The organism is Variovorax sp. OAS795 (genome assembly GCF_040546685.1).
Lineage (GTDB): Bacteria > Pseudomonadota > Gammaproteobacteria > Burkholderiales > Burkholderiaceae_C > Variovorax.
On the sequence record NZ_JBEPOH010000001.1, the window covers coordinates 3,102,874 to 3,128,186 of the forward strand.

Annotated in this window: 28 protein-coding genes; 12 read left to right on the forward strand and 16 right to left on the reverse strand. The window is 67.4% G+C overall.

Features of this window, described 5'->3' with window-relative positions; genetic code table 11:
* The first annotated feature begins 51 nt into the window (after nucleotides 1–51).
* Nucleotides 52–2,382: a xanthine dehydrogenase family protein molybdopterin-binding subunit gene (locus ABID97_RS14935; RefSeq protein ID WP_354399228.1), complete on the forward strand. Its 2,331-nt coding sequence runs from the start codon at nucleotides 52–54 to the stop codon at nucleotides 2,380–2,382.
* Between the two features lie 132 nt (nucleotides 2,383–2,514).
* The gene (locus ABID97_RS14940; protein WP_354399229.1) at nucleotides 2,515–2,937 is read left to right on the forward strand and encodes an SRPBCC family protein; all 423 of its coding nucleotides are present in this window, start codon (nucleotides 2,515–2,517) and stop codon (nucleotides 2,935–2,937) included.
* Here the strand turns inward: ABID97_RS14940 and pobA are convergent.
* The gene (pobA, locus tag ABID97_RS14945; RefSeq protein ID WP_354399230.1) at nucleotides 2,934–4,115 is read right to left on the reverse strand and encodes a 4-hydroxybenzoate 3-monooxygenase; all 1,182 of its coding nucleotides are present in this window, start codon (nucleotides 4,113–4,115) and stop codon (nucleotides 2,934–2,936) included. The two genes, ABID97_RS14940 and pobA, sit on opposite strands and share 4 nt — an antisense overlap.
* Before the next feature lie 131 nt (nucleotides 4,116–4,246).
* On the opposite strand from pobA, the gene ABID97_RS14950 reads away from it, so the two are divergent.
* From ABID97_RS14950 to ABID97_RS14970, 5 genes are all read left to right on the forward strand, one after another.
* Nucleotides 4,247–5,017, forward strand: coding sequence for an IclR family transcriptional regulator domain-containing protein (locus ABID97_RS14950; RefSeq protein WP_354399231.1), 771 nt, complete (start codon nucleotides 4,247–4,249; stop codon nucleotides 5,015–5,017).
* Between the two features lie 54 nt (nucleotides 5,018–5,071).
* Nucleotides 5,072–5,731 carry a response regulator gene (locus ABID97_RS14955; protein ID WP_354399232.1) on the forward strand — a complete coding sequence of 220 codons (660 nt, stop codon included), beginning with the start codon at nucleotides 5,072–5,074 and terminating at the stop codon, nucleotides 5,729–5,731.
* Nucleotides 5,728–7,059 carry an ATP-binding protein gene (locus ABID97_RS14960; protein ID WP_354399233.1) on the forward strand — a complete coding sequence of 444 codons (1,332 nt, stop codon included), beginning with the start codon at nucleotides 5,728–5,730 and terminating at the stop codon, nucleotides 7,057–7,059. Before ABID97_RS14955 ends, ABID97_RS14960 begins: the two co-directional genes overlap by 4 nt.
* A gap of 100 nt (nucleotides 7,060–7,159) precedes the next feature.
* Nucleotides 7,160–8,629: a DegQ family serine endoprotease gene (locus ABID97_RS14965; protein WP_354399234.1), complete on the forward strand. Its 1,470-nt coding sequence runs from the start codon at nucleotides 7,160–7,162 to the stop codon at nucleotides 8,627–8,629.
* A gap of 28 nt (nucleotides 8,630–8,657) precedes the next feature.
* Complete coding sequence (locus ABID97_RS14970) at nucleotides 8,658–8,960, forward strand: hypothetical protein (RefSeq protein WP_354399235.1); 303 nt, start codon at nucleotides 8,658–8,660, stop codon at nucleotides 8,958–8,960.
* 29 nt (nucleotides 8,961–8,989) lie between these two features.
* Here ABID97_RS14970 and ABID97_RS14975 read toward each other — a convergent pair whose 3' ends face one another.
* The 3 genes from ABID97_RS14975 to ABID97_RS14985 all read right to left on the reverse strand — a co-directional run bounded on the left by ABID97_RS14975 (nucleotide 8,990) and on the right by ABID97_RS14985 (nucleotide 10,191).
* Nucleotides 8,990–9,205, reverse strand: a complete 216-nt coding sequence (locus ABID97_RS14975) for a hypothetical protein (protein WP_354399236.1) — start codon at nucleotides 9,203–9,205, stop codon at nucleotides 8,990–8,992.
* Between the two features lie 430 nt (nucleotides 9,206–9,635).
* Nucleotides 9,636–9,962: a hypothetical protein gene (locus ABID97_RS14980; protein WP_354399237.1), complete on the reverse strand. Its 327-nt coding sequence runs from the start codon at nucleotides 9,960–9,962 to the stop codon at nucleotides 9,636–9,638.
* A 16-nt stretch (nucleotides 9,963–9,978) separates the two neighbouring features.
* Nucleotides 9,979–10,191, reverse strand: coding sequence for a hypothetical protein (locus ABID97_RS14985; RefSeq protein WP_354399238.1), 213 nt, complete (start codon nucleotides 10,189–10,191; stop codon nucleotides 9,979–9,981).
* A gap of 240 nt (nucleotides 10,192–10,431) precedes the next feature.
* Between ABID97_RS14985 and ABID97_RS14990 the strand changes: the two genes are divergently transcribed.
* The 3 genes from ABID97_RS14990 (at nucleotide 10,432) to ABID97_RS15000 (ending at nucleotide 13,062) form a co-directional block, all read left to right on the forward strand.
* Nucleotides 10,432–10,668, forward strand: coding sequence for a hypothetical protein (locus tag ABID97_RS14990; RefSeq protein WP_354399239.1), 237 nt, complete (start codon nucleotides 10,432–10,434; stop codon nucleotides 10,666–10,668).
* 242 nt (nucleotides 10,669–10,910) lie between these two features.
* On the forward strand, nucleotides 10,911–12,704 hold the full coding sequence (locus ABID97_RS14995; RefSeq protein ID WP_354399240.1) for a PQQ-dependent methanol/ethanol family dehydrogenase: 1,794 nt from the start codon (nucleotides 10,911–10,913) through the stop codon (nucleotides 12,702–12,704).
* 10 nt (nucleotides 12,705–12,714) lie between these two features.
* A complete protein-coding gene (locus ABID97_RS15000) occupies nucleotides 12,715–13,062 on the forward strand; it encodes a high-potential iron-sulfur protein (RefSeq protein ID WP_354399241.1) in 348 nt (115 codons plus the stop codon).
* 24 nt (nucleotides 13,063–13,086) lie between these two features.
* Here the strand turns inward: ABID97_RS15000 and ABID97_RS15005 are convergent, their stop codons facing one another.
* Nucleotides 13,087–15,219 (reverse strand): sigma-54-dependent Fis family transcriptional regulator, encoded by a 2,133-nt coding sequence (locus ABID97_RS15005; protein WP_354399242.1) that lies wholly within the window; start codon nucleotides 15,217–15,219, stop codon nucleotides 13,087–13,089.
* Between the two features lie 279 nt (nucleotides 15,220–15,498).
* Between ABID97_RS15005 and pedF the strand changes: the two genes are divergently transcribed.
* Both pedF and ABID97_RS15015 read left to right on the forward strand, forming a co-directional pair.
* A complete protein-coding gene (pedF, locus tag ABID97_RS15010) occupies nucleotides 15,499–16,017 on the forward strand; it encodes a cytochrome c-550 PedF (RefSeq protein ID WP_354399243.1) in 519 nt (172 codons plus the stop codon).
* A gap of 10 nt (nucleotides 16,018–16,027) precedes the next feature.
* Complete coding sequence (locus ABID97_RS15015) at nucleotides 16,028–16,882, forward strand: substrate-binding periplasmic protein (protein ID WP_354399244.1); 855 nt, start codon at nucleotides 16,028–16,030, stop codon at nucleotides 16,880–16,882.
* A 102-nt stretch (nucleotides 16,883–16,984) separates the two neighbouring features.
* On the opposite strand, the gene adh is transcribed toward ABID97_RS15015, so the two are convergent.
* The 11 genes from adh to ABID97_RS15070 form a co-directional block, all read right to left on the reverse strand.
* Nucleotides 16,985–18,505 (reverse strand): aldehyde dehydrogenase, encoded by a 1,521-nt coding sequence (gene adh, locus ABID97_RS15020; RefSeq protein ID WP_354399245.1) that lies wholly within the window; start codon nucleotides 18,503–18,505, stop codon nucleotides 16,985–16,987.
* A gap of 521 nt (nucleotides 18,506–19,026) precedes the next feature.
* Entirely contained in the window at nucleotides 19,027–19,320 is a 294-nt protein-coding gene (locus ABID97_RS15025) for a hypothetical protein (protein WP_354399246.1), read from the reverse strand.
* A gap of 613 nt (nucleotides 19,321–19,933) precedes the next feature.
* Nucleotides 19,934–20,479 carry a hypothetical protein gene (locus ABID97_RS15030; RefSeq protein WP_354399247.1) on the reverse strand — a complete coding sequence of 182 codons (546 nt, stop codon included), beginning with the start codon at nucleotides 20,477–20,479 and terminating at the stop codon, nucleotides 19,934–19,936.
* Complete coding sequence (locus tag ABID97_RS15035; protein WP_354399248.1) at nucleotides 20,464–21,594, reverse strand: site-specific integrase; 1,131 nt, start codon at nucleotides 21,592–21,594, stop codon at nucleotides 20,464–20,466. Before ABID97_RS15035 ends, ABID97_RS15030 begins: the two co-directional genes overlap by 16 nt.
* Before the next feature lies 1 nt (nucleotide 21,595).
* Entirely contained in the window at nucleotides 21,596–21,913 is a 318-nt protein-coding gene (locus tag ABID97_RS15040) for a DUF4224 domain-containing protein (protein ID WP_354399249.1), read from the reverse strand.
* The gene (locus ABID97_RS15045; protein ID WP_354399250.1) at nucleotides 21,910–23,700 is read right to left on the reverse strand and encodes a DNA cytosine methyltransferase; all 1,791 of its coding nucleotides are present in this window, start codon (nucleotides 23,698–23,700) and stop codon (nucleotides 21,910–21,912) included. Before ABID97_RS15045 ends, ABID97_RS15040 begins: the two co-directional genes overlap by 4 nt.
* On the reverse strand, nucleotides 23,697–24,398 hold the full coding sequence (locus ABID97_RS15050; RefSeq protein ID WP_354399251.1) for a nucleoside/nucleotide kinase family protein: 702 nt from the start codon (nucleotides 24,396–24,398) through the stop codon (nucleotides 23,697–23,699). The genes ABID97_RS15045 and ABID97_RS15050 overlap by 4 nt, the downstream gene beginning before the upstream one ends.
* A 26-nt stretch (nucleotides 24,399–24,424) precedes the next feature.
* Nucleotides 24,425–24,700 (reverse strand): hypothetical protein, encoded by a 276-nt coding sequence (locus ABID97_RS15055; RefSeq protein ID WP_354399252.1) that lies wholly within the window; start codon nucleotides 24,698–24,700, stop codon nucleotides 24,425–24,427.
* A 54-nt stretch (nucleotides 24,701–24,754) separates the two neighbouring features.
* Nucleotides 24,755–24,961, reverse strand: coding sequence for a hypothetical protein (locus ABID97_RS15060; RefSeq protein WP_354399253.1), 207 nt, complete (start codon nucleotides 24,959–24,961; stop codon nucleotides 24,755–24,757).
* The gene (locus tag ABID97_RS15065; RefSeq protein WP_354399254.1) at nucleotides 24,958–25,104 is read right to left on the reverse strand and encodes a hypothetical protein; all 147 of its coding nucleotides are present in this window, start codon (nucleotides 25,102–25,104) and stop codon (nucleotides 24,958–24,960) included. Before ABID97_RS15065 ends, ABID97_RS15060 begins: the two co-directional genes overlap by 4 nt.
* A gap of 1 nt (nucleotide 25,105) precedes the next feature.
* Nucleotides 25,106–25,312, reverse strand: a complete 207-nt coding sequence (locus ABID97_RS15070; RefSeq protein ID WP_354399255.1) for a hypothetical protein — start codon at nucleotides 25,310–25,312, stop codon at nucleotides 25,106–25,108.
* Nucleotide 25,313: the final 1 nt, after the last annotated feature.

Sequence of the window (25,313 nt, forward strand, 5' to 3'; positions counted from 1 at the left end):
CCCCCAGGCCGGCGTCGCCTGGCGGGCGAGCCAGCCCAAAGGACCACGTCGTTGACCACTGAATCCAACCCCACGCGCTTCGGCAGCGGACATGCGGTGCGCCGCCTCGAAGACGAAAGCCTGCTGGCCGGCAAGGGCCGCTACACGGACGACGTCACGCTGCCCGGCCAGGCGCACCTCGTGTTCGTTCGGTCTCCCTATCCGCATGCGCGCATCGTCTCGATCGACGCTTCGGCCGCGGCCGCCATGCCCGGCGTGCTGCGCGTGATCACGGGTGCCGAACTGGCCGAGGCCGGCGTCAAGCCGCTGCCGGGCGCCGCGGGCTTCAAGCGCGCCGACGGCAGCGATTGCGCCAGTCCGCCAAGGTTTGCCCTGGCGCACGAGAGAGCCCGCTTCGTGGGCGAGGCGGTGGCGGTGGTGGTGGCCGAAACGGTCCAGCAGGCGCGCGATGCCGCCGAGGCCGTGGCGGTCGACTACGAGGAACTTCCCATGGTGGTCGATCTTGCAAGCGCAACCGCCGACGGCGCGCCGTTGCTCTGCGAAGAGGCGTCGGGCAACATTGCGGCCGAAATGCGCCACGGCAGCAGCGACGCCACGACGGCCGCCTTTGCCAAGGCCAAGCACGTGGTGGCGCTCGACGTGGTCAACCAGCGTGTCGTGGCGCTCACGATCGAGCCGCGGTCGGTGCTCGCGGCACCCGAGGCCGGGTCCGAACGCCTCACCATCCGCATGAGCACCCAGATGCCCTCGGGCGTGCGCGACTCGGTCTGCGCCGCCATCGGCCTCGCGAAGGAAAAAGTGCGCGTGGTGGTGGGCGACGTGGGCGGCGGCTTCGGCATGAAGACGGGTGCCTACCCCGAGGACATCGCCGTGGCCTACGCTGCGCTGCAAGTGAAGCGCCCTGTGAAATGGGTGGCCGACCGCAGCGAAGAGTTTCTTTCGAGTGCGCACGGACGGGACATCGAGGCCAGGGCCGAACTCGCGCTCGATGCCGGCGGAAAGATCCTCGCCCTGCGCATCAAGACACACGCCAACGTCGGTGCCTACGCCACCGGCACCGGCGTCGCGATCCAGCTTCTCATCGGCCCCTGGGTGCAGACCAGCGTCTACGACATCCAGACCATCGACTTCCATTTCAAGGCGGTGCTCACCAACACCGCGCCCACCGGCGCCTACCGCGGCGCGGGCCGTCCCGAGGCGATCTTCACCATCGAGCGGCTGATGGACGAGGCTGCGCGCCAGACCGGCATCGACCGTATCGCGCTGCGCCGCCGAAACTTCATCCGCCCCGAGCAGATGCCCTACACCAACCCGATGGCGCAGACCTACGACACGGGCAAGTTCGAATCGGTGATGGACCAGGCGCTGGCGCTGTCCGACTGGAGCGGCTTCGAGGCGCGCGCGGCCGAATCGGCAGCCCGCGGCAAGCACCGCGGCCTGGGCATCGCCACCTTTCTCGAATGGACCGGCGGCAATGTGTTCGAGGAGCGGGTCACGGTCTCGGTGCAGGCCGACGGCGTGATCGAGGTGTTCTCCGCCGTCAACGCCATGGGGCAGGGCATTGCCACCTCGCTCGCCCAACTGGCGGTCGATGCCTTCGGCGTGCCGATCGAGAAGGTCCGCGTGGTGCTCGGCGACACCGACCGGGGCGATGGCTTCGGCAGCGCCGGCTCGCGCTCGCTGTTCACCGGCGGCTCGGCCGTGCGCATCGGCGCCGAGCGCACCATCGACAAGGCACGCGAACTCGCGGCGCAGGAGTTCGAGGCCGCAGTCGACGACGTGACCTACACCCGGGGCGTGTTCACCGTCGCAGGCACCGACCTGGCGCTCGACCTGTTCGATCTTGCCGGCAAGCAGCCCGAGCGCGAAATCTTCGTCGACTCCACCAGCACCGTGGCCGGACCGACCTGGCCGAACGGCTGCCACATCTGCGAGATCGAACTCGATCCGCCCACCGGCGAGATTGCCGTGGTGGCCTACAGCTCCGTCAACGACGTGGGCCGCGTTGTCAACCCGATGATCGTGCGCGGCCAGCTCGAAGGTGGCGCGGTGCAGGGCATCGGGCAGGCGCTGTACGAGCAGGTGGTGTACGACAAGGAAACAGGCCAGCCCGTCACTGGCAGCCTCATGGACTACGCCGTGCCGCGCGCCGACATCGTCCAGTCCATGTTCCAGATGGAAATGGACGAGTCGACCCCGTGCGTGAACAATCCGCTGGGCGTGAAAGGCGTGGGCGAGCTCGGCACCATCGGGGCCACGCCGAGCATCGTCAATGCCGTCGCCGATGCCTTCGCGCGCAATGGCCTCGTCAACGGGACGCCGCGGCTGCACATGCCGCTGAGCCCGTCGCGGGTATGGCAGGCCATGCACACTGCGGACTGAACCCGCTCCTGGCGCAGCATCGCTTCGGTGATGCGGAATGCTCGTCATCAGCGAACGCGTCGACGAGATTTTCCAAGACCGGTTGGCAGCCCTGCGCGAAGATGAGCGCCTGACTCACTGAGGCGTACCACCATGGCAACGATCTACAAGGAATTCATCGTCGAAGCGGACGCGGAAACGGTGTGGGACGCATTGCGCGATTTCGGCGCCGTCCACGCGCGCCTTGCGCCCGGCTTCCTGACCGCTTGCACGCTGGACGGGCAGGGCGCCCGCATCGTGAGCTTTGCCAACGGGCTGGTGGCGCGCGAGCTGCTCGTGGGCATCGACGAGCCCAACCGCCGCCTGGCCTACACCATCACCGGCGGCAAGGCCAGCCACCACCATGCCTCGGCCCAGGTGTTCGCGCACGGCCCAGGCCGGTCGCGCTTCGTCTGGATCACCGACGTGCTGCCCGACGAATTCGCCGGCTACATCGGATCGATGATGGACCAGGGCGGCATCGCCATGAAGACGACGCTCGAGCAGAACGGCCCTGCGCCTCGGGCCGCGTCCTAGAAGTCTTCGAGCGGCAGGCCCACGTAGTTCTCCGCCAGGGCGGTGGAGGCAGCCTGCGAATGAACGAGGTAGTCGAGCTCGGCTTCCTGGATCTTCTGGCCGAAGGCCCCGGTTTCGGGGAAGCGGTGCATGAGCGAGGTGAACCACCACGAGAATCGCTCGGCCTTCCAGACGCGGCGCAGGCAAAGGTCCGAATACCGGTCGAGCGCCGAGGGCGATTTTTCGCCGTAGAAGATCTCGAACGCGCGCGACAGATAGCCCACGTCGGCCGTTGCGAGGTTGAGCCCCTTGGCCCCGGTCGGCGGCACGATATGGGCTGCGTCTCCGGCCAGGAACAGCGAGCCGAAGCGCATCGGTTCGGCCACGAAGCTGCGCAGCGGCGCAATGCTTTTCTCGAGCGAAGGTCCGGTCACCAGCCGCTCGCGCGCCTCCGGGTCGAGCCGCGCGCGCAGTTCGTTCCAGAAGGCCTCGTCGCTCCAGTTTTCCACCCGCTCCCCGGTCGGCACCTGCACGTAGTAGCGGCTGCGCGTGGCGCTGCGCATGCTGCACAGCGCAAAGCCGCGTTCCGTGTTGGCGTAGATGAGTTCATGCGACACCGGCGGCACGTCGGCCAGCACGCCCAGCCAGCCGAAAGGATAGATCTTCTCGTAGGTCTGGATGGCGCCTTCGGGCACGCTGGCGCGGCTCACGCCGTGGTAGCCGTCGCACCCGGCGATGAAGTCGCATTCGATCTCGTGCGCCTGGCCGTCTTTCTCATAGCGCACGCGTGGGCGCGCTGAATCGAAATCGTGAAGGCTGACGTTGGCCGCGCTGTAGATGGTCGTCAGGCCCTCGGCAGCGCGCGCCTCCATGAGGTCGCGCGTCACTTCGGTCTGGCCATAGACCGTGACCTGCTTGCCGCCCGTCAGCCCATGCATGTCGATGCGGTGCCGCGCACCCTTGAACAGCAGCTCGATGCCCTCGTGCGGCAGCCCTTCGGCCTTGGCGCGCGTGTCGACGCCGGCACGCGCCAGCAGGTCCATCGTGACCTGCTCGAGCACGCCCGCGCGGATGCGCCCGAGCACGTAGTCGCCGCTCTGGCGCTCGACGATGACGTTGTCGATGCCCGCCTTGAAAAGCAGCTGTCCCAGAAGCAGGCCGGCCGGGCCCGCGCCGATGATCGCGACCTGTGTGCGCATGTTCGTGTCTCCGTTGAGGTTTTCGCAAGCGTAGGGCGTCCGGAGCGGGCTGGCGCGCCGGCTGGCAAGGCACTGTGCGATCATGCGAGCGGCTGCGCGATGATCGCGCAACACTTCGTACCGGGATCCCGATGACCATCGCCAAAGCCGACTTCATCGAGGGCATCGCCAAGGGAATGGCCGTGCTCGAAAGCTTCGACACCGAGCGCCAGCGGCTCAATGCCACGCTGGCCGCCGAGCGTGCCGGCCTCACGCGCGCCGCCGCCCGGCGCCACTTGCTCACGCTGGCCCATCTGGGCTACCTGGAGACGGATGGCAGCTATTTCTGGATGGCGCCCAAGGTGCTGCGCTTCTCGGGCAGCTACCTGGCGTCATCGCGCCTGCCGCGCGCGCTGCAGCCCACGCTCAACCGGCTTGCGGCGCAAACGGGAGAATCTTTCTCGGCCGTGGTGCTCGATGGCGAAGAGGTGGTCATCGTCGCGCGCAGCGGCAGCTATGGCACCCCGACGCGCGTGCTGGCCTACGGCCTGCACCTGGGTGCACGGCTCCCGGCCCACGCAACCTCCACGGGCCGGGTGTTGCTCGCAGCCATGGCGCCCGCACAGCTCACCCAGTGGCTCAAGGGGCGCCACCTCGCGCGGCTCACGCCCAACACCACCACCCAGGCGCGCAGCCTGCGCCAGCTGGTGTCCCGCGTGCGCAAGAACGACTACTGCTTTGCCAGCGAAGAGCACGAGCTGGGCGTGCAGGCGCTCGCGGTACCGCTGCGCGACATGCAGGGCCACACGGTGGCCGCGTTGAACGTGGTGCTCTCGGGCACGCGCTACCAGGAAGAAACGCTCCAGCGCGAAATGCTGCCGCTGCTCTTCGAGGCGGCACGCGAGGTCAGGTCGCTGCTGTGACCTGAACTTCTGCGCTACCGCTGCCTCGAATCTCGACAACGGACCAAGACAACCATGCGACTCCTGCTTCTCGAAGACGACGTGATGATCGGCGAAGCCGTGCTCGACCTGCTGCGTGCGGAACAATACGCCGTGGACTGGGTGAAAGACGGCGATGCGGCCGAGTCCGCCCTGCGCACCCAGCAGTACGACCTGGTGCTGCTCGACCTGGGCGTGCCGCGACGGGACGGCCTGGAGGTGCTGCGCAGCCTGCGCGCCCGCAAGCAGCGCATGCCCGTGCTGATTGCCACCGCGCGCGACTCGGTGCAGCAGCGCATCGAAGGGCTCGATGCGGGCGCCGACGACTACGTGCTCAAGCCCTACGACCTCGACGAATTGCTCGCGCGCATCCGGGCCCTGCTGCGCCGCGCGGCGGGCCGCGCCGAGCCGGTGTACGAGCACATGGGCGTGAGCATCAATCCCGCCACCCGCGAGGTGACGGTGGCCGGCCAGCCGGTGGTGCTTTCGGCCCGCGAATGGGCCGTGCTCGAGCCGTTGATCGCGCGGCCCGGCATGGTGCTGTCGCGCGCGCAGCTGGAAGAAAAGCTCTACAGCTGGAAAGACGAGATCAGCAGCAACGCCGTCGAGGTCTACGTGCACGGCCTTCGCAAGAAGCTGGGCGCGGAACTGATCCGCAACGTGCGCGGCGTGGGCTACATGGTGCCGAAGGCATGATCCGCGCACTGACCGGTTCGCTGCGCGCGCGCCTGCTGTGGTTCCTGCTCGCGGCCATCGTGCTGGCCGCCGGCGCGCAGGCGCTGGTGGCCTACCGCACGGTGCTCAAGGAGGCCGACGACATCTTCGACTATCACATGCAGCAGATGGCGCAATCGTTGCGCGCCGGCCTGCCGCCCAGTGCCGCGGTCGGCGGCATCGGCAGCGGCGAGCAGAACTTCGAGTTCGTGGTGCAGGTGTGGACCGCCGACGGCGTGCGCATCTTCGAGTCCGCCGAACAGGCCGCGCTGCCGCAACTCGCGGTGCTGGGCTTTGCCGACGTGCGGGCGCGCGGCACCACCTACCGCGTGTTCTCGATACAGACGAGCGGACTGGTCATCCAGGTGGCGCAGGACATGGCGGCACGCCGCAACATGGCCGGGGCGCTGGCCCTGCGCACCGTCGCCCCGGTGGCGCTGATGGCGCCCCTGCTCATGCTGGTGGTCTGGTGGGTGGTGAGCCGGTCTCTGGCGCCCGTGGCGCGCGTGCGCAAGCAGGTGGCGTCGCGGCAGGCCGACGATCTTTCCGCCGTGAGCGACGAAGACCTGCCCGACGAGGTGCGTCCGCTGGTGCAGGAACTCAATCTGCTGTTCGACCGGGTGCGCCACGCCTTCGACGCGCAGAAGCACTTCGTGGCCGATGCGGCGCACGAGCTGCGCTCGCCCCTTGCAGCGCTGAAACTCCAGGTGCAGGGCTTGCAGCGCGCGCCGGACGCCGCGGCCCGTGAACTCGCCGTGACCCGGCTTGTCGCTGGCATCGACCGCGCCACGCGGCTCGTCGAGCAGATGCTGGCCCTGGCCCGGCACGAGGCGAGCATGGCCGCGGGCGCCAAGCCGCAGCCGGTCGATCTTGCCGAGGTGGCGCGCCTGGCGATCTCCGACGTGGTTGCGGCGGCGCAGGCGCGGCGCATCGACATCGGCATTGCGCACGCCGATGCGGAGGCCGTGGTCGACGGCCAGCCCGAGGCGCTGCGCATGCTGCTGCGCAACCTGATCGACAACGCCGTCAAGTACACGCCGGAAGAAGGCCGCGTCGACGTCGGGATTGCGGCGGTAGGTTCGGCCGTCGAACTCAGTGTGGAGGACAGCGGACCGGGCCTGCCCGAGGAAGAGCGCGAGCGGGTGCTCGACCGCTTCTATCGCTCGGGCGAGCCGCAGGCGCCGGGCAGCGGACTGGGCCTTGCCATCGTCAAGTCTATTGCCGACCTGCATGGCGCCACCGTGGCGCTGGCCGCCTCGGAGAGCCTGGGCGGATTGCAGGTGCTGGTGCGCTTTCCTCCCCGCGCCTGAGGGCCTGCGGCACTGGGCGCGGTTTAAGCCGCGCTTAAGCCTGTGCACCGACATTCCTTTCATCGTGTTTGCGTCGAGACGCATTGAAAGGAAAGCCAGAATGAACACCCGCCTCACTTCTCCCCATGCCCTGGTCGCCGCCTTGGCGACAGCCGGGGTGATCGGTGCCGTCGGCGCCGGCGCCTACACCAGTGCCCGCGCCGTGAATGCGCCCACCAATGCGGCGAGCGTGGCTCCCGCCATGGTCACGCTGCCCGACTTCTCGACCATCACCTCGCGCGACGGCCCCGCGGTGGTCAACATCAGTGTCACGGGCACCGCGAAGGCATCCGACGCCGAAGCCGCGGCCGAGATGCAGGGCATCGATCCCGACGATCCGATGTTCCAGTTCTTCCGCCGCTTCCAGGGCCAGGCGGGCCCGCGCGCCCAGCAGCGCGACGTGCCGGTGCGCGCACAGGGCTCGGGCTTCATCGTGAGCCCCGACGGCATCATCATGACCAATGCGCACGTCGTGAAGGACGCCAAGGAGGTCACCGTCAAGCTGACCGACCGGCGCGAATACCGCGCGAAGGTGCTCGGCGCCGATGCCAAGACCGACATCGCGGTGCTCAAGATCGATGCCAGGAATTTGCCCACGCTGGCGCTCGGCAACACCAAGGACCTGAAGGTCGGCGAATGGGTGCTGGCCATCGGCTCGCCCTTCGGCTTCGAGAACACGGTCACCGCCGGCGTGGTGAGCGCCAAGGGCCGTTCGCTGCCGGACGACAGCTACGTGCCGTTCATCCAGACCGACGTGGCCGTCAATCCCGGCAACTCCGGCGGCCCGCTGCTCAACACGCGCGGCGAGGTGGTCGGCATCAACTCGCAGATCTACAGCCGCAGCGGCGGCTACCAGGGCGTGTCGTTCGCCATTCCGATCGACGTGGCGGTGCAGGTGAAGGACCAGATCGTCGCGACCGGCAAGGCCACGCACGCGCGGCTGGGCGTGGCGGTGCAGGAGGTGAACCAGGCGTTTGCCGACTCGTTCAAGCTGGACAAGCCCGAAGGCGCGCTGGTCTCGAACATCGAGAAGGGCGGCCCCGGCGACAAGGCCGGCCTGAAGGCGGGGGACGTGATCCGCAAGGTCGACGACCAGCCCATCGTCTCATCGGGCGACCTGCCCGCCGTGATCGGACAGCAGGCACCCGGCAAGAAGGTGACGCTGGAAGTGTGGCGCCAGGGCGAGCGCCAGGCGCTTTCAGCCAGGCTGGGCGATGCCAGCGACAAGCCCACCCAGGTCGCAAAGAACGAAAGCGCGGCGGGGCAGGGCAAGCTCGGACTGGCGCTGCGGCCGCTGCAGCCGCAGGAAAAGCGCGAGGCGGCGATCGAGAACGGCCTGTTGATCGAAGACGTTGCGGGTCCGTCTGCCATGGCCGGGGTACAGGCCGGCGACGTGCTGCTGGCCATCAACGGCACACCGGCCAAGAGCCTGGAACAGGTGCGCGAGGTGGTGGCCAGGGCCGACAAGTCGGTGGCGCTGCTGATCCAGCGCGGCGAAGACAAGATCTTCGTGCCGGTGCGGATTGGATGAGGACCGGGCCGAGGCGCCGGGACAAGACATGACACCCTCCACCGGCGGCCTTTCTGCGCACATCCTGCCCACGTCGGCCACCATGATCGGCGTGTGCATGACGGTGATGTCGATCGGCCACCTGGGTCCGCGCGACGATCTGCGGCTCGTCATCGACCGCATGCTGGCCATCGACGCACTGATTTTCCTGGCCAGTGCGCTGCTGTCGTTCATCTCGATGCGCTCGCGCAAGTCGGGCATGCGGCTGGAGTCATGGGGCGAGGTGGTCTTCATCGCCGGGCTGGCGCTGCTGGCGCTGGGCGCCGTCACGCTGGCCTTCGCCTTGCGCTGAACAGATGCCAGGCCGCAAACGGGTTGCGCTTACAGCTCGCGGCTGCTGCCTTCGTTCTCCGGAACCTGCGCGTCGAGTTCGTCCTTGATGCTCCTGTCGCCACGAACGGCGAGGTAGAGCACGGCGCCCAAGCCAAGCACCACAACGAAGATCACCGCGAAGTAACCGCTGCCCAAGATCCACCACCAAAACAGGCCGCTCGCAAGAAGAAGCAACGCAACCAAGAGTAAAGAATTCAAGTGCATGGACCGCGTAAATAGTACGTTGGCGGTAATGTAGCGGCGTTGGCTGCCCGAGGCCTGACTTCAGGTTCGGGACAAACCCTCTTTTTTCGGGTTTTCCCCATTTCGCTACACCTCGCCATCGACGCCCCGGCGCGGCCCGGGGGCGCTGCCTCACTCGTTCCCGGCCGGCGCGGTATCGTGGGCTCGGCGCAGGCTGTCCAACCGTTCCTGCGCGATACGGAAGCACTCCATGAGCTGCTCCGGCGTCGGCTCGGGGTAGCCCGGGGGCGGCTGCAAGGCGTTGCCGAGCCGCTCCCAAGCGGCTTCCCACGCCAGCTTTGCGACGGTCCGCGAATCCGAAGAGCTCGCCATCATCTTCCTCCGGTTTTTTTGATCGCATCAATGATGCGGGCGAGCCCCCCGGATTCAAGAGGCTCAGGCCGTGGGCTCGCTAGCTGTATTCCAGCGCGAGTTCGCTGATGCCTTCCGGGGTGATCTTCTTCACGACCGCGCACTCGTATTCACCGAAGGAGCGGCGCAGGTCCAGCGGCGGATAAATCTCCGCCTCCACGCATCCGAGCGCACAGAGCACGGCAATGGCCTGGATCACTTCCGGGTCTCGGACGTGGACCGGGAAGCTGGCGTGCTCGATCTCGAGCAGGTACTCAATCGGTGTGGCTGGCACGGTCCGAGGATAGTCGCAGAACCGCGCCGGAGGGAAACGCAGGCCGAGTCCGATGCCGTTGTGCGAATCGGACCCGACCGGAATGTCGGACAAACGGGATGAGCGGGCGCTAGGCCGACCCGAAGTAGCGAGCGGCGGCGCGGCCCAGGTTCGTGATCTCGCTCACCGTGGCGCACAGCGGCAGGGCGCTGTGCGGGGGGGAGAACGCCACCTTGATGTACCCGGCGTCGCGCAGGTCCTTGAGCCGGTCTATCTCGGAAGGCGTGCAGAACTGCACGGGCAATCGCGATGCCAGGATCTGTTTGAAAAGCGCGTACGCCAAGTTGCATCTCCCGATTCAAGAGGAATCCGGCGGCATGCCGCCACCCGGGGCTTGGATCCGGATCGGCGCGCGCGTTCGTTGGCGCAGCCGAACCGATCCGGAAGATACCCGGTCCGTCGCAACCTATCGATTCCTCGTCCGGCATAGGCCTTGGCATCGCCAACGGACCGGCGGAACGCGCAAAGAGGGTACTCATGAGGGATTTCATACCTGCCCGCGGAGGCCTAAGCTCTCGCGGCCATGACCTCGTCCCTGATGGATTTCGATCTTCCCGAAGACTGGAGCTGCTCCGTCGAGTTCGAGCTCACGGCGGAAGGCGTCTATGCGGGACGGGCCGAACTGCGGCATGAGTTCACGCAGTGCTGCGTGCTGGTGGTGACCCAGCAGCCGACCCGCGAGGCCGCGATCGAATGCATGAAGTTCCAGGCCGCCCGCTTCGTGGCGGAATGGAATGCGAGGCTCACGCAGCCCAGCTAGCGCTGCTCCAGCGCGCCGGGGCGCTGCGCCGCACTGTGGCGTGCTGCAGCGGCCGTCGCCCGGACGCTGTTCGAGCCTGTAGCAGCGCAGCGGGGAAACCCGCAGCCGGGGCACGCCGCAATGCCCCTCGCACCGCCCGCAAGACGGCACGGTGCGTGGCATGGACATTGCCCTTGACTCCCGTGGAGGCATGCCCCTGTGGCACGCCCGATCCGCCATCCACACCCACGAGGAGACACCCCATGCAATTGAAGCTATTGAATGCGCTCATGGCCATCGGCCTGGCCGCGGCCGGCGGCGCCAGCGCGCAAGTCACGGACAAGATGATCCAGTCCGAGGCGACGAAGAACGGCAACGTGCTGACCTGGGGTGTGAACACCCAGGGCCAGCGTTACTCGCCGCTGAAGCAGGTCAACACCGCCACCGTGTCGCGGCTGGTGCCGGCGTGGGCCTTTTCCTTCGGCGGGGAGAAGCAGCGGGGCCAGGAGTCGCAGCCCGTGATCCACAAGGGCAAGATGTTCGTCACCGCTTCCTATTCGCGCATCTACGCACTCGATGCCACCACCGGCAAGAAGCTGTGGAAGTACGAGCATCGCCTGCCCGAGGGCATCATGCCCTGCTGCGACGTGGTCAACCGCGGCGCGGCGCTGTACGACAACCTCGTGATCTTCGCCACGCTGGACGCGCAGCTGGTGGCGCTCGACCAGGCCAGCGGCGACGTGGTCTGGAAAGAGAAGATCGACGACTACGCAGCAGGCTACTCCGCCACCGCGGCGCCCATCATCGCCAACGGCCTGATCCTCACCGGGGTGTCGGGCGGCGAGTTCGGCGTCGTCGGCCGCGTCGAGGCGCGCGACGCCAGGACGGGCCGCATGGTCTGGTCGCGCCCCACCGTCGAAGGCCACATGGGCTACACCTACGACAAGGATGGCAACAAGCAGGAGGCCGGCGTCTCGGGCACCGCCAACAAGAGCTGGCCGGGCGACCTCTGGAAGACCGGCGGCGCCGCCACCTGGCTGGGCGGCACCTTCGATGCCAAGACCGGCCTGGCCTACTTCGGCACCGGCAACCCGGCGCCGTGGAACAGCCACCTGCGCAAGGGCGACAACCTGTTCTCGTGCGCGACCGTGGCCATCGACGTGAAGACCGGCCAGATCAAGTGGCACTACCAGAACACGCCCAGCGACAGCTGGGACTTCGACGGCGTGAACGAGTTCGTCACCTTTGACATGGACGGCCGGCGCGTGGGCGGCAAGGCCGACCGCAATGGCTACTTCTACGTGAACGACGCGGCCACCGGGCAGTTGCTCAACGCCTTCCCCTTCGTGAAGAAGACGACCTGGGCCGACGGCATCGACCTGAAGACGGGCCGGCCGAACTTCGTGCCCGGGAACCGTCCCGGCGACCCCCTCGAAGGTGACGGCGGCAAGAAAGGCAACTCGGTCTTCGCTGCGCCGGGGTTCCTGGGTGGCAAGAACCAGATGCCGATGGCCTACAGCCCGGACACCCGGCTGTTCTACGTGCCCGCCAACGAATGGGGCATGGACATCTGGAACGAGCCGGTGGCCTACAAGAAGGGCGCGGCCTACCTCGGCTCGGGCTTCACCATCAAGCCGCTCAACGAGGACTACATCGGTGCGCTGCGCGCGGTCGATCCCAAGACCGGCAAGATCGCGTGGGAGATCAAGAACGGCGCGCCGCTGTGGGGCGGCGTGCTCACCACCGGCGGCAACCTGGTGTTCTGGGGCACGCCCGAGGGCTACCTGAAGGCGGCCGATGCCAAGACCGGCAAGGTGCTGTGGGAGTTCCAGACCGGCTCGGGCGTGGTGGCGCCGCCGGTCACCTGGCAGCAGGGCGGCGAGCAATACGTGGCTGTGGTTTCCGGCTGGGGCGGCGCGGTGCCGCTGTGGGGCGGCGAGGTGGCCAAGAAGGTCAACCTGCTGGAGCAGGGCGGCATGGTGTGGGTCTTCAAGATCCCTTCCGCCGGTGCGACGCGCACCGCCCGCGCCGGCGAAGCCGTAGTGGCATCCGACTGAGGAGGGCGGCATGACGAATCGCAAGATCGAAGGGAGCCTTGGCGCTTCCCGTCGGGATTTCGTCGGCCGCGCGGCCGGCGGCGCCTGCTTGCTGGCGGCGCTGCCGGTGCGCGTCGCGTGGGCCGCGCCGCCGCGCGTCGAAGAGAGCGACGAGACCGCGCAGCAGCTGGGCTACAGGCACGACACGAAGACCGTCGACAAGAAGAAGCATCCACGCCATGCGGCCTCACAGGAATGCGTGAACTGCGCGCTGTGGCAGGGCACGCCGACTGAAGCCTGGGCGGGCTGCGCGATGTTCGGGCGCAAGCAGATCGCGGCCAGGGGATGGTGCCAGGCCTGGGCCGCCAAGCCCGCCTGAGCGGGCCTGGCGGCCCAGGCCGCGTCATTCGCCCTTGTTCCAGCGCAGCTTGCGGTAGATCGTGTTGCGGCTGATGCCCAGGCGCTTGGAGGCGACGGAGATGTTGCCGTCGGCCGCAGCCAAAGCGCTTCGGATCATGTCGATCTCGGCTTCGCCCAGCGTGCGCGGGGCTTCGGGTGCCGCAACGGGCAGGGACTCGCTGTCGCGCAAAGGAGGCATCGTGTGCTCGGGCGGCGCGGCGGCGTGGGCCGCCTGCGGCAGGGCGGCTGCCTGCGGCGCAGAGGGCGCCGGTGCCGCGGCGCCGGGCGCCGCCTGCGAAAGCACGCGCCGGGCATCCTCGAGGAAGTCGTCCGACAGGTGGTGTTCGCAGATGTGGCGTTCGCCTGCGCTCATCACGGCGGCGGTGCGCAGCACGTTGGCGAGCTGGCGCAGGTTGCCCGGCCACGCGTAGGCCTTGAAGAGCGCCAGCACCGCAGGGGCGATCTCGGGCGTGTCCTGCGGGCATTCGGCCAGCAGGATGCGCCGCGCGACCACGTCGAGGTCGCTGCGCTCGCGCAGCGGCGGCAGCTTGACCACGAGGCCATTGAGCCGGTAGTACAGGTCTTCCCGGAAGGTGCCGGCGGCGATCATCTCGCGCAGGTTGCGGTGCGTGGCGCCGATGACGGCAATGTCCACCGGGATCGACTTGAGGCTTCCCAGCGGCGTGACGTTGCGCTCCTGCAGCACGCGCAGCAGCCGCGCCTGCAGCGACAGCGGCATGTCGCCGATCTCGTCCAGGAACAGCGTGCCGCCGTGGGCCTGCACGATGCGCCCGACCGCGCCCTTGCGGCGCGCGCCCGTGAAGGCACCTTCCTCGTAGCCGAACAGCTCGGCCTCGATCAGCGACTCGGGAATGGACGCGCAATTGACCGCCACGAAGGGCTGCCGGGCGCGGTTCGAGTCCTGGTGCACCGCGCGCGCGAGCAGCTCCTTGCCGGTGCCGGTTTCGCCCAGGACGAGCAGCGGAATGTCGCGGTTGATGACGCGCCGCACCTTCAGCAGCGTGGCGGCGATCTGCGCATCGCCGGTGTCCAGGTAGTGCAGGCCGGAGAGCGGGGCGTGCGGCGAAGGGCCGGCCTGCCGCGCCGCTGCCTCATCGCCTCGCGCCGCGGACGATGGACGCGCGTTCGGCTCCTCGGGCATCCGCGGCTCCACCGAGCTCACGGGCATGTCCAGCACCACGCTGCGCTGCGGTCCGTTGAACCGGGCGCTCACATGGAACAGCTGTCCGCTGACGGCATGCAGCATCATCGGCGCCGGCAGCGGCGAGCGGAAATGGTCGAACACGGCCGAGGCCGTGATGCCGAACAGGCTCGCGAGGCTCTGCATGCGCACGGCGGCGATGCTCATGTCGAGCTGGTCCAGCGCGCTGCGGTTCGCACCCAGGATCTTGCCGTCGGCGCCCACGACGATGATCCCTTCGAGCAGCGTGCCGATGAACTCCGCGCGGCCATGGAAGTGCAGCCGCAGGCGATTGCCGTAGTCGTCCGACAGCCACTGGTTCTCGATCATGCGCGCCGACATGCGCACCAGCCCCATGGTGTGCTGGTGATAGGAGCGCTGGTCGCCGGTGACGTCCAGCACGCCCAGCATCTCGCCGCGCGGGTCGAAGATCGGTGCGGCCGAGCAGGTGAGGAAATTGTTGGCGTGAATGAAGTGCTCGCCGCCATGCACGACCGTCGGCGTCTCCTCGACCAGCGTGGTGCCGATGGCATTGGTGCCCTTGGAATGCTCGGCCCAGCTCACGCCCGGCGTGAGCGCCACCTTGTTCGCGCGCTGCAGGAACCTGTCGTCGCCTACGGAGTGGAGGATGGTGCCGGTGGTGTCGGCCAGCACGATCATGCTGTCGGTGTTGACGATCTGCTCGAGCAGCATCTCCATCACCGGCGCTGCGTGCGTGAAGAGCCGCTGGTTGCGCTCGCGCGCCACCACCAGATCGCTGCGCCGCATCGGCTCGAAGTCCGGCCGCTCGACGCGCGAGAGGCCCAGCGCGGCGCAGCGCTGGTGCCATTGCTCGATCAGTTCGGTGCGGTCGGCCCGGGGCGGAGCCACGGCCATCGCCGACGGCGTGGTCCACCCCTGGGAAGGGCTGCCTGGGGCATGAAGAGCGTCAACCATCTGTTGTCTCCTGTCCTGCTTCTTTGAGCCGGCCGCTTGTCTCTGGCCAGTTCGATTGCTCTCACCGGTTCGCTTCATTCTGGAACACCCCGGGTGCGAAGTGTTCGATGCCGACGCCGCGCAGGCAAGGATGCCACAGCAGCAAGCCCTTGTGGGGCCCTGTCCCTGGCCCGGGACGCTACAAGGAAGGCAATTTGTGTACCCGCTTGCAGCAATGCGCCGTTGGCACAGCGATTGCGCATTCGTGAGGGTTCCCCATCAACCACAACGGAGACCTTCATGACGAATCCCGATTCCCGAATCCTGCGGCCTGCGTCCCATGTGCCGAAGCTTCGGAAGACCACCCGCGCAGTGCTGTGCGCAGTGCTGGCCGCGGCTGCTTGCGGCGCTGCCTGGGCGCACGGCGATGTCACCCCGCAGGCTGTCGACACGTCGACGCTGCCCAAGCTGGGCGACCAGTGGCGTGCCGAAAACCCGTTCCGGGGCAATGGCAGCGCCGTCCAGGTCGGCACGTCCGCCTATAACCAGAACTGCGCGCGCTGCCACGGCATCGACGCCATCTCCGGCGGCATTGCCCCAGACCTGCGCAAGCTCGACAACGATTGCGCCTCGCTCAAGGATGCGGCGCGAAAAGCAGCCTGCACGAAAGAGATCGATGACATCTTCCTCACCACCGTGCGGCGAGGCCGCACGCGCAACGGCGCCGTCTACATGCCGCCGTTCGAGGGGACGATGAACCAGGAGGCGATCTGGGCCATCAAGTCCTACCTGGAGACGCGGCGCGACAAGCCGATGTGAGGCGCCTGCCATGCACTCACCTTCCTCTTCCTCGCGGCTGTCGCGCCGCGACTGCCTGCGATGGGCCGCGGCCGCCGGCGTGGCCGCGACCGCCGGCACGGTGCGCGCCGGCGCGCTCGACAAGATCCGCGCACGCGGCACGCTGAGCGTGGCCATCTACCAGGACATGCCGCCGTTCCACCTGGCTGGCCAAGGCATCGACGTGGCGCTGGCGCAAGCGCTGGCCGGTTCGCTGGACGTGAAGCTCTCGCTGCTGCCGTTCCTGGCCGACGAGAACATGGGCGACGACCTGCGCAACATGGTGTGGCGCGGCCATTACCTGGGCCATGGCCCGGCCGATGTGCTGCTGCATGTTCCCGTGGACCGCCCGCTGATGGACGCCACACCGCAGGCGCTCATCCTTGCGCCGTACTACCGCGAGCGCGTGGTGCTGGCGCGGCGGCTCGACCGCCTGCCACAGCTCGAAACGCTCGCTGCGCTGGGCGATGCGAAGGTCGCGGTGGCTGGCAAGACGCTGGCCGGCTGGCTCATGATCGGCGCCGACCAGGGCGCCTACCGCAGCCAGCTCGACACCCAGGCGAAAGACGGCGTCGAAGCCGCACGGGCCCTGCAGCGCGGCGAGGTGGCTGCCGCCGCCGGCCTTGCCTCCGAAATGGAATCGGTGCTGCACGGCGATGCTCGCTTTGCCATTGCACCGCTGCCTTCGGTGCGCATCCAGCGCAACGGCTGGGCGGTGGGCATGTCAGTCAAGAAGGATGCGACGGACCTGGCGCAGGCGCTGCAGGCCACCGTCAATGCGCTGGCCGGGGGTGGGCGGCTCCGCATGATGTTCGAAGGAGGCAACGTCGCCTGGCAGGCGCCGTGACGCGATGCGCTGCGCTGCGCTGTCCGTGGGCAGTGCAGCCAGAAAAAAGAAATGCCGCGGTCCGATCAATGTCGGACCGCGGCATTTTCACTGACGGTCAGGTCAGAAGAAACCCAGCTTGTTCGGGCTGTAGCTCACCAGCAGGTTCTTGGTCTGCTGGTAGTGGTCGAGCATCATCTTGTGGTTCTCGCGTCCGATGCCCGACTGCTTGTAGCCACCGAAGGCCGCGTGCGCAGGGTACTGGTGATAGCAATTGGTCCACACGCGGCCGGCCTGGATGCCGCGGCCCATGCGGAAGGCCCGTGCGCCGTCGCGACTCCACACGCCGGCGCCGAGGCCGAAGAGCGTGTCGTTGGCGATCGCGAGCGCTTCTTCCTCGGTCTTGAATGTGGTCACCGCGAGCACCGGGCCGAAGATCTCTTCCTGGAAGATGCGCATCTTGTTGTGGCCCTTGAACACGGTCGGCTTGACATAGTAGCCGCCGGCAAGTTCGCCAGGCTTCACGTTGCGTGCGCCGCCGGTGAGGCACTGCGCGCCTTCCTGCTTGCCCAGTTCGATGTACGACAGGATCTTCTCCATCTGCTCCTGCGAGGCTTGCGCGCCCAGCATGGTGGCCGTGTCCAGCGGATGGCCCTGTGTGATGGCTTCGACGCGCTGGATCGCGCGCTCCATGAAGCGGTCGTAGATGGATTCCTGGATCAGCGCGCGGCTCGGGCAGGTGCAGACCTCGCCCTGGTTCAGCGCGAACATGGTGAAGCCTTCCAGCGCCTTGTCGAAGAACGCATCGTCCGCGGCCAGCACGTCCTCGAAGAAGATGTTGGGCGACTTGCCGCCGAGCTCCAGCGTGACGGGAATGAGGTTCTGGCTCGCGTACTGCGAGATCAGGCGGCCCGTGGATGTCTCGCCGGTGAAGGCGATCTTGGCGATGCGGCTGCTGGATGCGAGCGGCTTGCCTGCCTCCAGGCCGAAGCCGTTGACCACGTTCACCACGCCCGGCGGCAGCAGGTCGCCGATGATCTCCATCAGCACCAGGATCGAGGCCGGTGTCTGCTCGGCCGGCTTGAGCACCACGCAGTTGCCCGCCGCCAGCGCCGGCGCGAGTTTCCACACCGCCATCAGGATCGGGAAGTTCCAGGGAATGATCTGGCCCACCACGCCGAGCGGTTCATGGAAGTGGTAGGCGTAGGTCTCGTGGTCGATCTCGCTGATGCCGCCTTCCTGGGCACGGATGCAGCCTGCGAAGTAGCGGAAGTGATCGATGGCCAGCGGCAGGTCGGCCAAGGTCGTTTCACGCAGCGGCTTGCCGTTGTCGAGCGTCTCGGCCACTGCCAGCGTCTGGAGGTTCTGCTCCATGCGTTCGGCGATCTTCAGCAGGACGTTCGCGCGCTCGGTGGTCGAGGTGCGGCCCCAGGCCGCCTTGGCCGCGTGTGCGGCATCGAGCGCAGCTTCGACGTCTTTCTCGTTCGAACGCGGAATGCTGGTGAAGGTCTGGCCGGTGACCGGCGTTGCGTTGTCGAAGTACCGGCCGTCGATCGGTGCGACCCACTGGCCGCCGATGTAGTTGCCGTACTGCTTCTTGAAAGGGCTCGCGATGCCGAGGTTGCGCATTTCTGCCATGTCCATGGGGTGTCTCCGTTGAGGTGGATTGATGAGGAAGGGACGCATCCCTTTCTGCAATCCGCGGGCCAGCCGGCCGCAAGGCGCAAAGGCGCTCTCGGAGCGTCCAGATTCAAGGGTTTGTGTGGAGCTGGCAGCGCTCCGGGTGGGGCCCGCACGGGCCCTGTTGCTCCAAAGCAGCGCAATTGCTGCAGGACGGACCGACAACGTGATCCAAGGGGGCGATGAGGTGGAACCGCCCGGGGCCTTCGATCAGCTGGCGCTGGCAGCCCCGTGTCGAGAGCGTTGCCGGACCCTTGCCCACTGGGCCCGGAGTGCCTGAGCCTCCTCACGCAGCAGCAATGACTCTTCGGCCAGCCGCTGCACCCGCACCTTGAGTGACTCGGCTTTGGTTGCCAGATCCGCCACCGTGCGCGACTCTCCGGACGCCGCCCGGTGCCGCCACGGCTCGGCGGAAGCCAGGGGGCTTCCTGCGACGATGATGGGATCGATCGGTTTCCACATGCGCAGAAAAGGCCTGGCGTGAATCACATCAGGCGCAAGCCGCCCGAAAATCGAATCAACGGCTTGGCGAACGAGGCCGAGGCGCCAGCCGTCGCAAGTTCGGCCAAGCCATCTTCCGTGATGCGGATCACGGTAGGTACCCGGTTCCCGTCGCGCACAGCGCGCGACCTGATGACGTTGAATTCGGCCTCGATCAGGCCAGTCGCCAGGAGCACCGATACTTTCCGGACTTCCTCCGGATCGGTCACGCGAACGGGCAGCTGCACCTTGTGCAACCGCGAGAGAAATGAGAGTGGCATCTGATCCTCCAAGAGCATTTTTCGGCTGTTCTGCCTGCGTTGTTTGGTTACGTTTGATGGGAATTTTTCGCATTCGAGCCAGCTGCCACGTCAGAAAAAGTCGATCGGACGTGTAGGCATGTGGAAGGACCCAAAACAACAAAGCCTCCAGGCTTTGGGCACTGGAGGCTCTGAAGGGTCTTCCCGTGGACGGGGTGATCCGGCGTGCACCGCGCTGACGTGCATCACCGTCGAGAAAACACTGGCTGTCCTGTTGGGGCAGGTGTTCTGATCTTGGCGCAAGCCCTGCCAACGTGGAAGCTCAGTGGGGTACCCAACGGCGCTCTGCGGTGGGGAAAGAAGCCGCTGTGAATGCAACGGACCTGGCGTGCGCTCGACCCCCAAAACGAAATGCCCCGCTACCTTTTGAGTAGCGGGGCATCCAGAGGCCTTGCGGCTTGTAGTGGCTCCTCGACCTGGGCTCGAACCAGGGACCTACGGATTAACAGTCCGGGAGTGCTTCGAGGCTCCAGACCGCATGCTTGCTCGATTTTCGCCCTCGCAACGCCAAAGTATTTCGGCGGATCAGCCCCTTGGAACTGCCTAGTGTTCGTGCAAATGCAGGGGCGAAACTACTGGATATTTGGCACATCTATTTCGCGCCTCCTTGATCGGCCAAGTTCGAAATGCGCAGGTCCAGCTTCATCAGCTGAGACGTCAAAAAATTGCGAACATGTCTGGCCAGATCGATAAAGTCATAGAAGTTCGTCAGTAGTAGCGTCGGGTCGAAGGCCCAGATCTGCCGAATGCTGGACTGCCATGCGTCGTTCGTGTTCACGGCGGAGAAGCGGAACTGCCAATCCGAGTGCGCCACTACTTTCTGGCGAAGCATGAGGAACAAATCGTGCGAGGCCTCGAGATCTGGTTTCCCGTTGAACAGACCCAGCTCCGTCGTCTTCAAAAGTCGATCCGCAACGCCGTTCGACTGTGACGCTACGAAGGGGCGGCCGTAACTGACGATCGCGGCCATCCCGAGCGAAGCTTCGATTGCTTTTCCATGGCTGGGAATGTCGGCGATGGCGGGGTTGCCTCTGAGCATCTTGAACGTCTCTGCGAACTGAAGTGCTTCCTCCACATCGTGCAGTGACACATGGACGCGGTTTGCGAGACTCCGCAATTTTTCTAGTTCATCTGACATGCAATCTCCACCAGGTTCGGTTGCGCAGTTTCGCGCCAACGCTGCTTAATGTAGACCTCGGTCGTCGACTTGTTCCGGTGCCCGCACAGCAGCTGGATCTGCTCGATCGGCACGCCGGCCAGCCACATGTCCGTGGCGCCCTTGCCCTTCAGGTCACGGAAGCCGAAGGACGCCATCGGCGCAACGCCGCGGGCCTTGCGCCGGAGGTTGGCAACCTCGATGGATTTCTTCAGGTTCGAACAGATGCCGTCGTAGGTGTAGGCGTGGCCGTCCAATCGATGCACGAGCGGCTGCTTGAGGCGCACCACATTGCCATCGGTGCCAAGCGCCTTGTCCAGCAGGGCGGTGACGCTGGCCGGTAGCGCGATCTTGAGTTCGACCTTCGTCTTGTTCTGGATGTGGTGCAGCTTGCGCACCCCGTTTTCGACGATCAGGTTGGCCGATGTCCACAGCACGATGTCGCTCTCGGGCCGCTGCAGGGTTCGATAAGTCAGCTCCATCATCAGGCGCTCGCTCGCTGCGGCCACCTCGTAGACCTCGCGGAACTCGTCATGCGTGACGTAGCGCGCCCGGCGCTCTTCCTTGTTGCGTTGCACGCCGCTCGCGCGCAGGCAAGGGTTGTATTCCAGGCCGGGCACCTTCCCCGTGCGCAGCAGCCAGCCGAAGCACGCCGACAGGCATGCGCGCTCACGGTTGGCCGGGGTGGGCCGGCCGAGCTCCTGCATCGTGGTGAGAAAGTCTTGCACCATGGCCGGCGTGATGTCGTTCGGCGTGCGCGGTGGCGCGAAGAACACGCGCAGCGCTCCGCACTTGCGCTTCTCGGTGGGTGCCTCGATCGCGTGGCAGTAGTCGTCGCGCGTGCGCGCCGCCATGGTCTTTTTCAGGACGCGCTGGTCGCAGTGCAGCAGGAACTGGTCGAGCCAGTAGACCATGGTGCCGTAGTTGCTCTCAGGGTCGTTGTGGATCCGGGCTTTGCGGTTCGCCTCGTCCTTGTCGGTGCCGAGGCGCTCCCACTTCCCGCCCCGGTGAACGTAGTAATACGACCCGTGGTTGAGGTAGACGCGGGGCTCCAGCCCTGTGTCGGTTTTGCGGCGGCGGCCCATTTTGGAGGGCATGCTAAGCGGTCTTCCTGCCGAAAAGCGCGATCACGCCGGCGCGGTTGCCACTTATTGCGCACTGTGGGTCGTGAGTTGCCTGCGTCGAGCCCAGAGCGGCGTGGCCGCTCAGCACTGCCTCTGCGTGCGATCGCACCACAAGCGGCCGTCCGTTCGGCTTGCGGTTCACGCGCAGGCCCAGGCTCGCCAGTCGCCTGCACTTGGCGGCATGAGAGTTGGCGCCCAGGCCCTCGCAGATGCCGTCGATCTCTGCGTCGCTCAGGAACATGCCGAGGGAAGGATCGACGTCCTGGCTGCCGGATCTGCCCAAGCGCTTCACGCGGCACCTCCCGCCACGCTGATCGCCACCGCGACATTGCGCACCCAGATTGGCGTGCTGCCGAGCGCGAACGTCTCTCCACTCCACGCCAGCAGCAGCGTGCGCCCCATCTCTTCGGCGATGGCGGTTGCCGCGTCGGGCGGCACCGCGTTGCCGATGCGCTCGCGCCAGGCCTGGTCGCTCAGGCCTTCGAGCTCGAAGTGCTCCTCGGGCTCCACCAGTGACTGCAGCGCGGCCAGCTCGAAGGTCGTGAAGGGCCGGTGCCAGGTGCCGTCCTGAGAATGGATCCGGCAGACCAGGTGCTCGGAGGCCTTGGGCATGGCTTTGCCCGGCAGCGCGGCCTCGCACCGGGCGGCCGCCCCGCGCGGATCCGCCACGCTCCAGCGTCCGTTGTCGTGGTTGGCCGATGCGCTGACGGTGCCGGCGTGCTCGTTCCACGGAATGACGCCGTAGTGGCCGGCGGTCAGGTAGTTGTCGCCTTTGCTGCGCTGGATGCCGCTGCGCGGATCTGCGACTGCAAAGGCGCCCTGGCCGGTCGTGCCGCCGGCGATCACCGTGCCCGCCGGCTGGTCATACGCCGTCACCGCGTACTTCGCGAAGCTCGGTCCGTCGCGCCGCGGGTCCGCGATGCATTGGCCTGTGCCGTGCGCCCCAGTCACCGCGCCGCTGGCCTGGTGCCAGGGCACGATGCGGAATTCGTTGTTGTGCTTGGGCGGACCCGCGTGGCGCGGGTCGGCCACTGTGAACGCCCCTTGCCCCGGGGAGTTCTGGCCGGTGATGGTGCCGGTGGGCGCATTCCACCGGCGCACGCCGTAGGCCTGGCCGTCGTGCCACTTCGCCGATTGCTCGAAGCGAGGGTCGGTCACCGCAAACCGCCCGCTGGGCTGCAGCGATTCGCCCGCTACGGCCCCGCCACACGATTCCGGCACGATGAGAAAGTCGCGCAAGCACCCGTTCTCCACCGCCAGCTTGTTGAGGCTGCGCCAGTCGCTCCCTGCCTCGACGAAGGCCAGCCGCACCCAGGTTTTCCACTGGAGGGCAGGTATGCGGTGCATCGGGCCCACGCGCAGATCTCCAGGCAGCGGCATCCGGCCGAGCACTTCGCCCACCGATCGCAGGCCGCGCTGCGGCGGCTCGTAGAGGAAGGGCGGCACCTTCTCGATGTGCCGAGCCACCAGCAGGAAGCGCTTGCGGCTCTGGCCCAGCCCGGCCAGCTGCCCGCAGTCGTGCGTCGTCTCGGCCACCGCGTACCGGTAGCTCCGCAGCATGCTGGTGATCTGGTCCAGCAGGTGCCGCCCGCGCGTGGCGATGCGCGGCACGTTCTCGAACAGCAGCAGCTCGACCGGGTCGTCCTTGTAGGCCTCGAGCAGCAGCCAGATCCCCCGCAAGGTCAGCCGGTTGAGCGCCTGGTACTTGTCCGTCTTGCTCTTGCCCTCGGCCAGCAGGCCGCTGAAGCCCTTGCATGGTGCCGACAGGAAGACGATGTGCGGATGCTCATGGTTGAACGCCGCATGCACCTCGGCCGTGCCAGCCTCGCGCCAGCCGGGCGGCGGTTCGCGATCGTTGAAGGCGATGTACTGGTCGCGGTCGAACAGGTCGAGCACCGTCCCGCGCACGCCGGCGGCGCGCGTGAAATCCTCGATGGCCGCCGCATCGTTGTCGATGCCCCCCACACAGCGAAAGCGCGCCTCCTGGCTGCCGAGGGTCGGCCGGGCCTTGTTGAAGCCCTTGGCGCCCCCGCCAAGCCCGCAGAACAGGTGTCCGTGGCGGATCTCGGTCGCGCTCATGCCGCGCGGCCTTCCGCGGCCGCGGCCAGGCACGCCACCGGCGGCAGGGCCAGGACGCTGTCCCGCAGCGCCTCGAAGCTCCCGTCGTTCTGCAGATCGAAGTCGGCAGCGACCTGGTGCCGCTCGCTGCTGTGCAGCGCCGTGCCGCCCGCCAGGGCAACCGCGCGGGGGCTGTGGACGCGAACCACGCAGATCTGCACGCCGAGCGCGCGCAGCGCCGCCGCTTCGACCGGGTCGCGCAGATCCGTGACCGCAATGCGGCGAAAGCCCAGCGAGGCCTGCCGGCCGATCCACCGCGTCACGATGCCGGCATAGTGGGCCGGCCTGTACCGGCGCTGGAAGTCCGCCCATTGCTGCATCGCCCAGCGCGCGCTGCGTGGCTCGTGCAGGCTTTCGCCGCCTTCGAAGCACCAGCTGATGAACGCCGGCTCGCCGCACATGCCCACGGCCAGCGCCGGAATCGCCAGTTCCTTCGTGGGCCGATGGCTGAGCATGCGTTCGTCGATGCGCCATGCCCCGGCAATCTCGCGCCTCAAGGCATCGCCGAATGCGATGGACAGGAAGGCCCGGTGGTTGACCAGCACCGCCGCGGCGCTGTCCTTCCCCGCGCCGGCCTTGCCGGTGAATGCGATCACGGTGACGCGGCGGTGCGAGGCTGTGGCCTCACGGCTGGGCGATTCGAAGTTGCTACGGTTCATTGCCGTCTTTCCCTGTGGTTGAAAAATCAGTCGTCGTCGTCGCGCTCGCCCGAAGCGGCGCGCTTGCAATCGAAAAAGGCCAGGCCGCCAAGCAGCTGCTGCGGGCGGCAGGCCGGCTGGCGCTGCACGCGCGGCGGGGCCAGCCCGGCGGCGGTGGGGTGCCTGGCCGCGATGCGCACCAGCCGGCTGCGCACCCGGTCCTGCATCACCGTCTCGAAGTCCTCCGCCCATCGGAAGCGCGCCGCCATGCGGGCGCAGGCATCGCGCAGCAGCTGGTCGGTTGGCTCGATCGCGTGGGCCATGGCCGGGCCGCCCAGGTCAGTGCCAGGCCGGCATGCCGTGCGGCCGCGTGTCCATCACTTCGCGCCTCGCGCCGGCATGGGCACCACGTTGTCCAGTTCAAGGCTCTGCTGGCGCTCATCGGCCCTGCGCTGCGCCTCGCGGGCCAGCGCGCGGCGCGCCGCCTTGAACGTTTCCCGAATGTCCGTGTGCGCCGCGTCCCGGTACTTGAAGCCCGGCGTGTAGACGCTGCGCGTCGGCAGCGTCTTGCGCGGCGCGCTCATGCGGACCTCCGCACGCTCAGCAGCCGCAGGTCGCCGAAGCGGTCGAAGGCAAAGCCCTCGGCCGCGGCGCACGAAGTGGCCAGCTGCACGTAGCCGTGGAAGATGCCGGCCGCGTCGATGACCTTCACCAGGTAGGCGTGCATGTCAGATCTCCTTTGCAAGGTGGGTGGTTGAAAAAGAGAAGGGCGCCGGCTCCACCCGGTCGACCAGGCAGCCCAGCGCCGTCTCGGCCAGCAGGCGGGCCGCCTCGGCATCGCGTGCACGCAGCTGCACGAACAGGGCGACGGGCGCCTGGCCCGGAACGGCATGGCGGTAGTGGCAGCGGAAGGGCTGGGAGCGGGTGATGTGCATG

Bases quoted from the DNA above. Each gene is read 5' to 3' on its own strand.
- ABID97_RS15015 (WP_354399244.1), top strand. From the start codon at position 16,028: ATGCACTCACCTTCCTCTTCCTCGCGGCTGTCGCGCCGCGACTGCCTG.
- ABID97_RS15000 (WP_354399241.1), top strand. From the start codon at position 12,715: ATGACGAATCGCAAGATCGAAGGGAGCCTTGGCGCTTCCCGTCGGGAT.
- ABID97_RS14995 (WP_354399240.1), top strand. From the start codon at position 10,911: ATGCAATTGAAGCTATTGAATGCGCTCATGGCCATCGGCCTGGCCGCG.
- ABID97_RS14940 (WP_354399229.1), top strand. From the start codon at position 2,515: ATGGCAACGATCTACAAGGAATTCATCGTCGAAGCGGACGCGGAAACG.
- pedF (WP_354399243.1), top strand. From the start codon at position 15,499: ATGACGAATCCCGATTCCCGAATCCTGCGGCCTGCGTCCCATGTGCCG.
- ABID97_RS14955 (WP_354399232.1), top strand. From the start codon at position 5,072: ATGCGACTCCTGCTTCTCGAAGACGACGTGATGATCGGCGAAGCCGTG.
- ABID97_RS15060 (WP_354399253.1), bottom strand. From the start codon at position 24,961: ATGAGCGCGCCGCGCAAGACGCTGCCGACGCGCAGCGTCTACACGCCG.
- ABID97_RS14965 (WP_354399234.1), top strand. From the start codon at position 7,160: ATGAACACCCGCCTCACTTCTCCCCATGCCCTGGTCGCCGCCTTGGCG.
- ABID97_RS15070 (WP_354399255.1), bottom strand. From the start codon at position 25,312: ATGCACATCACCCGCTCCCAGCCCTTCCGCTGCCACTACCGCCATGCC.
- pobA (WP_354399230.1), bottom strand. From the start codon at position 4,115: ATGCGCACACAGGTCGCGATCATCGGCGCGGGCCCGGCCGGCCTGCTT.
- ABID97_RS15025 (WP_354399246.1), bottom strand. From the start codon at position 19,320: ATGCTCTTGGAGGATCAGATGCCACTCTCATTTCTCTCGCGGTTGCAC.
- ABID97_RS14970 (WP_354399235.1), top strand. From the start codon at position 8,658: ATGACACCCTCCACCGGCGGCCTTTCTGCGCACATCCTGCCCACGTCG.
- ABID97_RS15055 (WP_354399252.1), bottom strand. From the start codon at position 24,700: ATGGCCCACGCGATCGAGCCAACCGACCAGCTGCTGCGCGATGCCTGC.
- ABID97_RS14950 (WP_354399231.1), top strand. From the start codon at position 4,247: ATGACCATCGCCAAAGCCGACTTCATCGAGGGCATCGCCAAGGGAATG.
- ABID97_RS15045 (WP_354399250.1), bottom strand. From the start codon at position 23,700: ATGAGCGCGACCGAGATCCGCCACGGACACCTGTTCTGCGGGCTTGGC.
- adh (WP_354399245.1), bottom strand. From the start codon at position 18,505: ATGGACATGGCAGAAATGCGCAACCTCGGCATCGCGAGCCCTTTCAAG.
- ABID97_RS15005 (WP_354399242.1), bottom strand. From the start codon at position 15,219: ATGGTTGACGCTCTTCATGCCCCAGGCAGCCCTTCCCAGGGGTGGACC.
- ABID97_RS14975 (WP_354399236.1), bottom strand. From the start codon at position 9,205: ATGCACTTGAATTCTTTACTCTTGGTTGCGTTGCTTCTTCTTGCGAGC.
- ABID97_RS15035 (WP_354399248.1), bottom strand. From the start codon at position 21,594: ATGCCCTCCAAAATGGGCCGCCGCCGCAAAACCGACACAGGGCTGGAG.
- ABID97_RS14990 (WP_354399239.1), top strand. From the start codon at position 10,432: ATGACCTCGTCCCTGATGGATTTCGATCTTCCCGAAGACTGGAGCTGC.
- ABID97_RS15065 (WP_354399254.1), bottom strand. From the start codon at position 25,104: ATGCACGCCTACCTGGTGAAGGTCATCGACGCGGCCGGCATCTTCCAC.
- ABID97_RS14960 (WP_354399233.1), top strand. From the start codon at position 5,728: ATGATCCGCGCACTGACCGGTTCGCTGCGCGCGCGCCTGCTGTGGTTC.
- ABID97_RS15050 (WP_354399251.1), bottom strand. From the start codon at position 24,398: ATGAACCGTAGCAACTTCGAATCGCCCAGCCGTGAGGCCACAGCCTCG.
- ABID97_RS15030 (WP_354399247.1), bottom strand. From the start codon at position 20,479: ATGTCAGATGAACTAGAAAAATTGCGGAGTCTCGCAAACCGCGTCCAT.